The sequence below is a fragment of the Paraburkholderia sp. genome, assembly GCF_034668105.1.
Lineage (GTDB): Bacteria > Pseudomonadota > Gammaproteobacteria > Burkholderiales > Burkholderiaceae > Paraburkholderia.
In genome coordinates this window covers 1-7,415 of sequence record NZ_JAXDPY010000118.1, presented here as the reverse complement: position 1 = coordinate 7,415, position 7,415 = coordinate 1, and the positions used below count along the sequence as shown (strand labels likewise).

At 58.7% G+C, this 7,415-nt stretch carries 7 protein-coding genes; 3 read left to right on the top strand and 4 right to left on the bottom strand.

Annotation, left to right across the window (positions count from 1 at the left end; translation table 11 throughout):
- Positions 1–71 precede the first annotated feature (71 nt).
- The 3 genes from fusA to QOC89_RS05685 form a co-directional block, all read right to left on the bottom strand.
- Entirely contained in the window at positions 72–2,177 is a 2,106-nt protein-coding gene (fusA, locus tag QOC89_RS05695; protein ID WP_323044137.1) for an elongation factor G, read from the bottom strand.
- 321 nt (positions 2,178–2,498) lie between these two features.
- Positions 2,499–3,005 (bottom strand): DUF192 domain-containing protein, encoded by a 507-nt coding sequence (locus QOC89_RS05690; RefSeq protein ID WP_323044136.1) that lies wholly within the window; start codon positions 3,003–3,005, stop codon positions 2,499–2,501.
- 794 nt (positions 3,006–3,799) lie between these two features.
- Positions 3,800–4,369 carry a pseudouridine synthase gene (locus QOC89_RS05685; RefSeq protein WP_323044135.1) on the bottom strand — a complete coding sequence of 190 codons (570 nt, stop codon included), beginning with the start codon at positions 4,367–4,369 and terminating at the stop codon, positions 3,800–3,802.
- A 349-nt stretch (positions 4,370–4,718) separates the two neighbouring features.
- Between QOC89_RS05685 and icd the strand changes: the two genes are divergently transcribed.
- Entirely contained in the window at positions 4,719–5,975 is a 1,257-nt protein-coding gene (gene icd, locus QOC89_RS05680; RefSeq protein ID WP_323044134.1) for an NADP-dependent isocitrate dehydrogenase, read from the top strand.
- Positions 5,976–6,226: 251 nt separating this feature from the next.
- On the opposite strand, the gene QOC89_RS05675 is transcribed toward icd, so the two are convergent.
- Positions 6,227–6,433 (bottom strand): cold-shock protein, encoded by a 207-nt coding sequence (locus QOC89_RS05675; protein WP_007180614.1) that lies wholly within the window; start codon positions 6,431–6,433, stop codon positions 6,227–6,229.
- Positions 6,434–6,991: 558 nt separating this feature from the next.
- On the opposite strand from QOC89_RS05675, the gene clpS reads away from it, so the two are divergent.
- Both clpS and QOC89_RS31825 read left to right on the top strand, forming a co-directional pair.
- On the top strand, positions 6,992–7,306 hold the full coding sequence (gene clpS / locus QOC89_RS05670; protein WP_012434130.1) for an ATP-dependent Clp protease adapter ClpS: 315 nt from the start codon (positions 6,992–6,994) through the stop codon (positions 7,304–7,306).
- Positions 7,303–7,415, top strand: a 113-nt coding sequence (locus QOC89_RS31825; RefSeq protein ID WP_416340359.1) for a Clp protease N-terminal domain-containing protein, incomplete at its 3' end; no start/stop codon positions are given. The genes clpS and QOC89_RS31825, both read left to right, overlap by 4 nt.

The following is a 7,415-nucleotide window of genomic DNA, read 5'->3' as shown; positions in this document are numbered from 1 at the left end:
TCTGCTGCTTGCCTGCGTAGCCTTCGTTACGCCGAGGGTCGCGGCACATGGCGTGTTGCAACCCTTGTCGCTTACTTGTGCTTCGCGTTGATCACGGCTTCCGCCACGTTGTTCGGCGTTTCAGCGTAGTGCTTGAACTCCATCGTGTAGGTCGCGCGGCCTTGCGTGGCCGAACGCAGCGAGGTCGAATAGCCGAACATCTCCGCGAGCGGCACTTCGGCGCGCACCAGCTTGCCGCCGCCACCGGCGATGTCTTCCATGCCTTGCACCATCCCGCGCCGGCTCGACAGATCGCCCATCACGTTGCCCATGAAGTCTTCCGGCGTTTCCACTTCGACGGCCATCATCGGTTCGAGCAGCACCGGCTTGGCCTTGCGCATGGCGTCTTTGAACGCCATCGAGCCGGCCATGCGGAACGCGTTTTCGTTCGAGTCGACGTCGTGGTACGAACCGAAGGTCAGCGTCACTTTCACGTCGACCACCGGATAGCCCGCCAGCACGCCGGCCTTCAGCGTTTCCTGAATGCCCTTGTCGACCGCCGGAATGTATTCGCGCGGAATCACGCCGCCTTTAATAGCGTCGACGAATTCGTAGCCCTTGCCTTGCGCCGACGGTTCGAGCGTGATCACCGCGTGGCCGTACTGGCCGCGGCCGCCCGACTGCTTGACGAACTTGCCTTCGACATCCTCGATCTTGTTGCGCACGGTTTCGCGGTAAGCCACCTGCGGCTTGCCGACAGTCGCCTCGACGCCGAACTCGCGCTTCATCCGGTCGACCAGAATTTCCAGGTGCAACTCGCCCATCCCGGAGATGATGGTCTGGCCGGATTCTTCATCCGTCTGCACGCGGAACGACGGGTCTTCCTGCGCCAGACGATTGAGCGCGATGCCCATCTTTTCCTGGTCGACCTTGGTCTTCGGCTCGACGGCCTGCGAAATCACCGGTTCCGGGAAGATCATCTTTTCAAGGATGATCACATGTTGCGGATCGCACAGCGTGTCGCCCGTGGTCGCTTCTTTCAGGCCGACTGCCGCCGCAATGTCGCCGCAGTAGACTTCCTTGATTTCCTTGCGCTCGTTCGCGTGCATCTGCAGGATCCGGCCAAGGCGTTCCTTCTTTTCCTTGGTCGCGTTGTAGACGGTGTCGCCCGAATTCACCACGCCCGAATACACGCGGAAGAAAATCAGCTGGCCGACGAACGGGTCGGTCATGATCTTGAAGGCCAGCGCCGAGAACGGATCGTCGTCTTTCGGATGACGCTCGATTTCGTTGTCGTGCTCGTCGTGACCGGTAATCGCGGGGATGTCGAGCGGTGACGGCAGATAGTCGATCACCGCGTCGAGCATGGCCTGCACACCCTTGTTCTTGAACGCGCTGCCGCACAGCATCGGCACGATCTCGTTGGCGATGGTGCGCACCCGGATGCCGTGCTTGATTTCCTCTTCGGTCAGCGTTTCGCCGCCCAGGTATTTGTCGAGCAGTTCCTCGCTGGCTTCAGCGGCGGCCTCGACCATCTTGTCGTGCCATTCCTTCGCGGTATCCACGAGTTCCGCCGGGATGTCACGGTACTCGAACTTGATGCCCTGGTTCTCTTCGTCCCAGTAGATCGCCTTCATCTTGACGAGGTCGACCACGCCCTGGAAATGATCTTCCGCACCGACCGGGATCTGGATCGGCACGGCGACGCCCTTCAGACGGTCGCCGATCTGCCGCTGCACGCGAAAGAAGTCCGCGCCAACGCGGTCCATCTTGTTGACGAACGCAATGCGCGGCACCTTGTACTTGTTCGCCTGACGCCACACGGTTTCGGACTGCGGCTGCACGCCGCCCACCGAGTCGTACACCATGCAGGCGCCGTCGAGCACGCGCATTGAACGTTCCACTTCAATCGTGAAGTCGACGTGGCCCGGGGTGTCGATGATGTTGATCCGGTGTTCGGGATAGTTGCCGGCCATGCCTTTCCAGAAGGCGGTAGTGGCCGCCGACGTGATGGTGATGCCGCGTTCCTGCTCCTGTTCCATCCAGTCCATCGTCGCAGCACCGTCGTGAACCTCGCCGATCTTGTGGGTCACGCCTGTGTAGAACAGGATGCGCTCGGTGGTGGTGGTTTTGCCGGCGTCGATGTGAGCGCTAATGCCGATATTCCGGTAGCGCTCGATGGGAGTCTTGCGGGGCACGTGAACCTCCTTGGAATGGCGCGCCTGAAACGCTTGCCGGGCGGCAGTCTGTGCTGCCCGGGGAGCCTGGGTGCTGCTTTACTAAGATTACTAGGATAGCGCGTCGGCCCGCCTTTTGCAGGAATCTTGCCAGCCGTCCGTGAAGGCCTGCTGACATGGGCTCAACGGGCAGCAAGGGTCGTGGCCGCGCGGCGCCGGACGGTGTCGCGAGTGGCTGGCGCCGCGCTGAATGCAAAAAACCGGTGCCTCGTGAAAGGCACCGGTTTTTTTGAAAAGCAGCGTTGAAGAATCGAAAAAGCTGTCGCGGCAGTCGACGCGCTCTTATTGCGCGGCCGGCAAGCCCTGGATCTTCATCCCCGGTTTGATGCCTTTCGACGAGAACCAGCCCTTGCTCATTTCCAACGCATACACGCCGTTGTTTCTCGGGCAGTGATTGTTGGTGGTCTCGGCCTGCATTTCGTCGATGTCGGTGACCGTGCCGTCGGCGCGCATGAACGCAATCGACAGCGGGATCAACGTGTTCTTCATCCAGAAGCAATGCACGGCGTTTTCGTTGAAGACGAACAACATGCCTTCATTCGGCGCGAGCGTCGTGCGATACATCAAGCCTTGTTCGCGGTCGGCGTCGTTGGCGGCGACGGCCGCGTCGATCACGAACATGCCCGCGGTCAGCTTCGCGCGTGGAAAGTCGCCGGGCTGCTTCGCGCCGGCCGGCATGTCTTGTGCGTGTGCGGGGGCAGCGGTCGTGGCGACGAACGACATCGCGGCGAGCGGCAGTGCAATGGCAACAGCGAAACGCGCAATCAACGAGCGCATGGGAAATCGCACGGCATGACTCCTTGCTGGAAATTAATCCGCGAATGTTACGCGAGCGCGTCAAAAACAAAAAGGCAGATCGCCTTTCGGTGATCTGCCTTTCAACGCCGTAAGAGCGGCAATGAAGCTAGTTCTTGACTGCGTTTTTACAACAAACTTACTCCGAAGCGCCCGAAGCTGCAGCAGCAGCTGCTGCCTTCTTGTGCGACTTCTTGTGAGCGTGCTTCATGGTCTTCTTTGCCGACGAAGCAGCCGCTGCCGGAGCTGCCGAAGCTGCTGCCGGTGCCGAAGCTTGTGCGAATGCTGCCGTTGCGAAGAGGCCTGCGACCAGAGCGGCGATCAGTTTGTTCATTTTGTAAATCCTCAGCTTGAGTTAATTAACCAAATGACCCGGTTATATGTAGAGTCATGTCGGTAAACGTGCCATCCACCTTTCGGTTGACAGCCGCATCGAACAAATTTTCGACGCGTCTGCTTAGCGCTCAGACTCCCTGTACTTACCGCGAACGCGGCTTGCGCAAAGGCCCTTAAGGCTGAATGCCGGATAGCTTCGGGCGGCATCTGCGTCGAATAACGCGTGAGCTCGCGCACCGGTTGACGTGTTTTTTCGGGAAATCAGTTAAGCCGATGTGCTGATGCAAATGAATGACTGTGCAGCGCTTACCGATGGATTTGTTTCACGCGTTTTCCGTATTGGTTTCGCGTGCTCTTTTGTTTGCGGATACAACGAGTTAGCTTTTTCTGTGAAGATCGAAATATGCGGCCGATGCGGATTCGGCGCGCACGTGGCGCGCATGTGAATGCAATCAGGCGACACCTTCCCACGGCGCCTTCAGCGGTAATTCGACACTCTCTCCCGGCTGCAATCCGAGCGAAAAAATATCCAGGGCGCCGACTCCGGCGCGCACGAGACGCAACGTCGGAAAACCGACTGCGGCAGTCATGCGCCGCACCTGACGGTTCTTGCCTTCGGTGATCGACAACTCGATCCACGTGGTCGGAATCGCGGCGCGATAGCGGATCGGCGGTGTGCGCGCCCACAGCGAGTCGGTCGGTTCGACGTATTCAGCACGACAGGGCCGCGTCACGTAATCGCCGAGATCGACGCCGCGCGCGAGCTTCTTCAACGCGGCATCGTCGACCGCGCCTTCCACCTGCGCCCAATAACGTTTGACAAGTTTGTGACGCGGCTCGGCGATGCGCGCTTGCAGCGCGCCGTCGTCGGTGAGGAGCAGCAGGCCTTCGCTATCGGAATCGAGCCGGCCCGCTGGGTAGACGCCGGGCACTTTCACCCAGTCGGCCAGCGACGCCCGCGTCTCGTGCGGCGAAAACTGGCAGATGGTGCCAAACGGTTTGTTCAGGGCGAGAAGTCGCATAAGGGAACCGATGAAGGTCGCGCGGCGCCGAGTGCTTGGATCTGCCCACGCCGACCGGGAGGGGCGCCGCCTCTGCTTCGACAGTAAATAGTAAAGGGCGGAATAATAATGCATAACGCTCCGCCTCCAATCCCTTGTCTTATATAAGACATATGAGTCGCTGACTTTCTGATTCTGATTTCGGTAATGTTGGAAAACCCCGAGCCGCTACTGCCTCGTGGCCGCGCCGGTGTGGGCTAGAATAGGCCACCAGGTCGGTCGCGGGCTTCCGGCATTGCGCGTAGCGAGGAGCCACCCGTTTCCGCAGTCTCCCATCAGCTTTCAGCACAGCCTTCACTGGAGTCCGATCATGCCGTATCAGCACATCAAGGTCCCGACCGGCGGTGACAAGATCACTGTCAACGCAGATTTCTCGCTCAATATCTCCGACCAGCCCATCATTCCGTATATCGAAGGCGACGGAACCGGTCTCGACATCACGCCGGTGATGTTGAAGGTAGTGGATGCCGCGGTGGAAAAAGCCTACGGGGGCAAGCGGAAAATCCATTGGATGGAAATTTACGCGGGCGAGAAGTCGACCAAGGTGTATGGCCCGGACGTATGGTTGCCGGAAGAAACGCTGCAGGTGCTGAAGGAATACGTCGTTTCGATCAAGGGTCCGCTCACCACGCCGGTCGGGGGCGGTATCCGTTCGCTGAACGTCGCGCTACGTCAGGAACTCGATCTGTATGTTTGCCTGCGCCCGGTGCAGTACTTCAAGGGCGTGCCTTCGCCCGTGCGTGAGCCGGAGAAGACCAACATGGTGATCTTCCGCGAGAACTCGGAAGACATCTATGCCGGCATCGAATGGCCGGCCGAGTCGGAACAGGCCAAGAAGGTCATCAAGTTCCTGCGGGAAGAAATGGGGGTGAAGAAGATCCGCTTCCCGGAAACCTCGGGCATCGGCATCAAGCCGGTGTCGCGCGAAGGCACGGAGCGCCTGGTGCGCAAGGCGATCCAGTATGCGATCGACAACGATCGCCGCTCGGTCACACTCGTGCACAAAGGCAACATCATGAAGTTCACGGAAGGCGCATTCCGTGACTACGGTTATGCGCTCGCGCAGAAGGAATTCGCCGCGGAGTTGATCGACGGCGGCCCGTGGATGAAAATCAAGAATCCGAAGACGGGCGGCGACATCGTGGTGAAAGACGTGATTGCCGATGCGTTCCTCCAGCAGATCCTGTTGCGCCCCGCGGAATACGACGTGATCGCCACGCTGAATCTGAACGGCGACTATGTTTCGGACGCGCTCGCCGCGCAAGTCGGCGGTATCGGCATCGCGCCGGGCGCCAATATGTCGGACTCGGTTGCCATGTTCGAAGCGACGCACGGCACTGCGCCGAAATACGCTGGCAAAGACTACGTGAACCCGGGTTCGGAGATTCTTTCGGCTGAGATGATGCTGCGTCACATGGGCTGGACTGAAGCGGCCGATCTGATCATCAAGTCGATGGAAAAGTCGATTCTGCAAAAGCGGGTCACGTATGACTTCGCGCGCTTGATGGAAGGCGCGACCCAAGTGTCCTGTTCCGGCTTTGGGCAGGTGTTGATTGAGAATATGTGAGCGATTTCGCGCTGGATTCTCTCGCTCGAATTCCAAACCCCGGCGCCGTGAGGTGGCCGGGGTTTTTTCCTGCTGCCGCTGACGGCCGAGCATCCAAAACGACCGGAACGGCGTTTGAGCGTCCGTTACTTGGGATATTTTTTTCGACGTCTCCCGCCGTACTCGCGGGGCGCCTCGAATTTAAATCACCCACCCAAAAAAAAGAAACCCGGCACGAAGCCGGGTTTCAAAGGATCGGGTAACGAACCGTATCAGGCAGGTGCCTGGATGTTCGATGCCTGTTTGCCTTTCGGGCCTTGCACGACCTCGAAGGTTACTTTTTGACCTTCCTTGAGGGTCTTGAACCCATTCATCTGGATGGCCGAGAAGTGTGCAAACAGATCCTCACCGCCCTCGTCAGGCGTGATAAATCCGAAACCTTTTGCGTCATTGAACCATTTGACCGTACCAGTTGCCATTCCAACTTCCCCTGTAACTCATGTCACTACCACGAGCCCTCGAAAAGCTCGACGACCGCGCGAGGCAGCCGCTCCCTCCTCACAAGCTCACCATCGGCATTTTTTCGATTTATGGCGCAGTGAAAAAAGTGCCAGCTTGATTGTTGAGGCTCTTTATTCGAGTGTCAAGAAAATTTTGAGATGCCGTTGTCGCGTTGCAAACAGGCGTTTTCCAGGGTTTTTACGGCTTTTATTTTCTTATGTGCGCTTGCCCAAGCGGGCTGTCTTGAAAAGTCGCATAATCGACTCACATGCTGTTCTGCGGGTCGCGCATGACCGGCTGGCGGGGCAAGGGCCGCGAGCCAGCCTGCATCGGCAGGTTGTGCGATACTCGATCCGACTGCGGCGCGGCATAACCGCGACGCATCACAGGATAGGGGGCCGGCTCCGCAAACGGCTCGTCGAATGACGCACCGCTTTGGGGTAATTACCCATCAGGCGGAAGCGAACGGGCTCACCGGCTGGTTGGCCGGGTTTTGACAGGATTGCGGGCCTGTCCTAGTTGTTTAGAATGGGTGTATGGCGATTATCCCGGACAAGCAGGACGGCACCGTACTGGAGCGGCAGGAAAAGAAGCTGAAGCCGCCGTCCATGTACAAGGTAGTGCTGCTGAATGACGACTTCACGCCAATGGAATTTGTCGTGATGGTCGTGCAGGAATATTTCAATAAAGATCGAGAAACCGCAACGCAGGTTATGTTGAAGGTGCATCGCGAAGGCAGGGGAGTTTGTGGGGTCTATACGCGGGACATCGCGTCGACCAAAGTCGAGCAAGTCGTTACCCACGCACGGCAGGCCGGGCATCCGCTGCAGTGTGTGATGGAGGAAGCATGATTGCCCAGGAACTGGAAGTCAGCCTGCACATGGCGTTCATGGAAGCACGCCAGGCGCGGCACGAGTTCATAACGGTCGAACATCTTTTGCTGGCACTGTTGGACAATCC